Here is a 3,097-nt window from a genome sequence, read left to right as displayed (position 1 = left end):
CTGCCAAAACCGTGGAGCCCTCAATATTGGCGTCACCGTCTACAAGAATCTGTCCTTTTGTGCCCCCGTCATAGGCCTGCAGATACCCATCAGAAACCAATTTTCCTTTAATGTTCATGCTGGTATCACCATTTTTTGCCCCAATGGTACCATGATTGAAAAACTGTCCTGTGGTGTCATCTTTGAAATCTTTTGATATTTTTTCCGACATATCATTAACTGTATAATCGCCACCATACAGCTCGGCATCCTTTGCCACCGTTACATTTACAACATTGGCTTTACCATTATAATTAAGAATGCCCCCAGTTACATTCATTTTCATATTATCTTCACCGGTAATATTGCCATTGTAAGTCATATTGTTGTTATTAAAATTTAGATTGGTCACCAGGTCTGGGATATAGTTATGGTAATCATAGCCCCTTACCCCTGTGTTACCATTATACTGAATACGCAATACATCCCGATTATTTTGGTCACTATCATAAGCACCTTCACATTCCTTGGCATCAAACTGTTTCCAGTCAGAAATTATGTTGCCTTGTATGCTGGCACCATTATTTATGTTAATATTCTTTACAAAAGCATTTTTACCAATGTAAATAGCTGCATCACTGCCTGCCAATTTACCAGAAAGATTGTAATCATCAACCAATGGTCCTACAAGCTCATCTATCGCCACATTACGGGTATTGGCATTCATATTATAAGTAAGATCATAATTGCTGGCTCTACTAATTGAGCCAGGCTCCTGTCCGCTGTCCTTGCTATTAACCCAACGTTTATAACGAATATATGATCCACGATACTCATGACCAGCTCCGCCACGGGAGGAACCAAAGTCAAATCTGATTCCTGTTCCGCCTTCACCTAATGCAGTAACAGTACCAGCCTGGTCCACTTGTTGATTGCGGCCATAGGAAATCATTACGCCGTTTCCCCGATAACCATCTGCATGGATTTCCGTGTCCTCCGGAATAATCAGCTTGTTTTCCATTCCATCCACTCGTATACCGGTACCACCATCACCTAGGGTCATAATATCTGCAGACTGGGTCACCTTATTGCCATAGCCATAAATATGAAGCCCAATTCCCAAGGCCACATCACTGTAGGTATTGTTAAGATATGCTGTTCCCTCATCGTTTCTGGCGAAGAACCCTTGAGTATTATTAATAGTCCCACCATTTCCATAGATGGAGCGGCCATAATATGCCTTGCGGTCAATGTTATATCCCAGATCCTGCAATGCAGCCAGCTCTGCTTCCAAAAATGCAGTATAATTACTATAGCTGCGATGACTCATCATGCCAGAGGTCTGGATATGGGAACCTTCAAATCGTTTACCTTCCCAACCATTTACCGGTAAAGCACTACGACCAAAGAAGGTTGCTCCACCCAATGCATCAACTACGTTTTTACCAGAAAAATAAGCAAATCCATTACCTTCATCTGTGACTTTCTTATCAACAATGAAATAATCCTTTGGTGAGATACTTGGATTATCATCTTTCAGTTCCTCAAATTGATCGGAAGTTATAATTCGCATACCAGGCTTGGCCTTGTTGTTATTCTGGTCGTAAAGCTGCAATGACCAGGATTTTTCATCAGTAAGCCCTGGCATAATATATATATTGTCTCCACTTGTCCGTCTTTTCAGTGCAATCCCCAACGCATGTCCCAGCTCATGTCGCACAGTTGTTGCATAATTGACGGCCTGCTCATTGGTTGGGAGCACCGTATCAGTATCCAGCCACCAGCCATAGTCAGCACCTTTGCGTTGGGCACCGTAATAATACCCTAACCTTAAACGGGTATAGGCATAGCTGCCCTCTGGCAGTACACCAGTTTTTGCCTTATCATAGGTTAACTCATCGTATAGGTTACCATTTTGTAATTGCTGAGAAACAAAGTGTTCGGTATTCTTGTAGCTTCTTCTGATTGGCGTGATTCCATCTGAGACAACACTAAGTGAACTGGAGGATGCATTCCTTACCCAATAAGTGGTGACGAAAATCTGCCAAGGATCCTTATTCTTCGCTGTAGGCCCCAACATATCTGTCCAGTATGACGCACTGTCTGCAGCACCTTTAATAAGAGAATTAGGTAAATCATATACAGCCTTAGGAACCATCCATTGACGATTAGTACCTATTCCCTGACCTTCCTTCAAAAAAATCATTTCGGCTATTTGCCTACCATCATAATCGAGGCTCTCCGTGGCCAGGTATTCACTTTCATTCGCTGCAGCATAGGGAGTAATTGACATTAATCCGATTAGAATGGCTGATACCAGCGCACTATGTTGAGCTCTAGTTATTTTTCGATACTTTTTCATACTACCACTCCTTACGATAGATTATGGTTGCAATTACTCCTATTGATATTTTAAACATATTCAATATTTAAATTTTTCAACCAAATTCAGATGGAGTTAAATACTCCATCTGAATAAGTAATTAATATATTAAATGTATTAGATATTCTTGAAGGTACAACCATTATAAATTTTGTTCAGTGCCTTCTTTACTGCTGCCAGTTTATTAGCCTGCAAGCCCACATGAGGATGGAACTTTATGCTCTTGGTAATTCCAAGACTATCCGGTGATTTTCCTGCCAAAAGTCCCTCGATTTGTTTTTTATCCAATTCAATACTTGATGCCAAAACATCATATTTCCCATCAGCCCGTTTTTTGATGTAGACAAAGCCTGCGCCACCAACAACAGCATCGAGCTCCATATCGTCCATTACCTTATCCATGATTTCCTTTGTCATAATAAACACTTCCTTTCTTTTCATGTCAGATTAGCGATAAGATTTTTTTGTTTCTCTTGTCCTTTATATCCCTAAACAAAGAAAAGTGTTATGAAAAAATTACCACATTCTTCTTAAGGTAACTGCTGCCATAATGTCCTTATCGTGGCTGCCCTTTTGGAGAGCCAAATCCCCGGCCAAAGTCCAGCCAGGGGCAAATTCAGCCTCGCCTCCAAGAGACATAATGAAATGGGTCTTATCCTGCTGTCCCTGCAGCTCATAGGTAGCAGTGTCATTACCAATGTAGCCGTAGGTGAACTTTGGATCAGCCCCCGTAAA

The 3,097-nt window shown here is 41.2% G+C and carries 2 protein-coding genes and 1 pseudogene; all 3 read right to left on the bottom strand.

The genetic code is table 11. From position 1 onward, the window contains the following. Positions 1–2,341: pseudogene (locus T525_RS0111190) on the bottom strand (autotransporter outer membrane beta-barrel domain-containing protein); the annotation flags it as partial. Between the two features lie 138 nt (positions 2,342–2,479). Beyond that, on the bottom strand, positions 2,480–2,779 hold the full coding sequence (locus T525_RS0111185) for a hypothetical protein (protein ID WP_027407254.1): 300 nt from the start codon (positions 2,777–2,779) through the stop codon (positions 2,480–2,482). A 99-nt stretch (positions 2,780–2,878) separates the two neighbouring features. Further along, positions 2,879–3,097, bottom strand: a 219-nt coding sequence (locus T525_RS16570; RefSeq protein WP_037325639.1) for a hypothetical protein, incomplete at its 5' end; no start/stop codon positions are given.

The sequence above is a fragment of the Anaerovibrio sp. RM50 genome (assembly GCF_000622005.1).
In the GTDB taxonomy this organism is placed as follows: Bacteria; Bacillota; Negativicutes; order Selenomonadales; family Selenomonadaceae; genus Anaerovibrio.
Note: the sequence above shows the minus strand (reverse complement) of the source record. Positions and strands in the feature narration are given on the sequence as shown.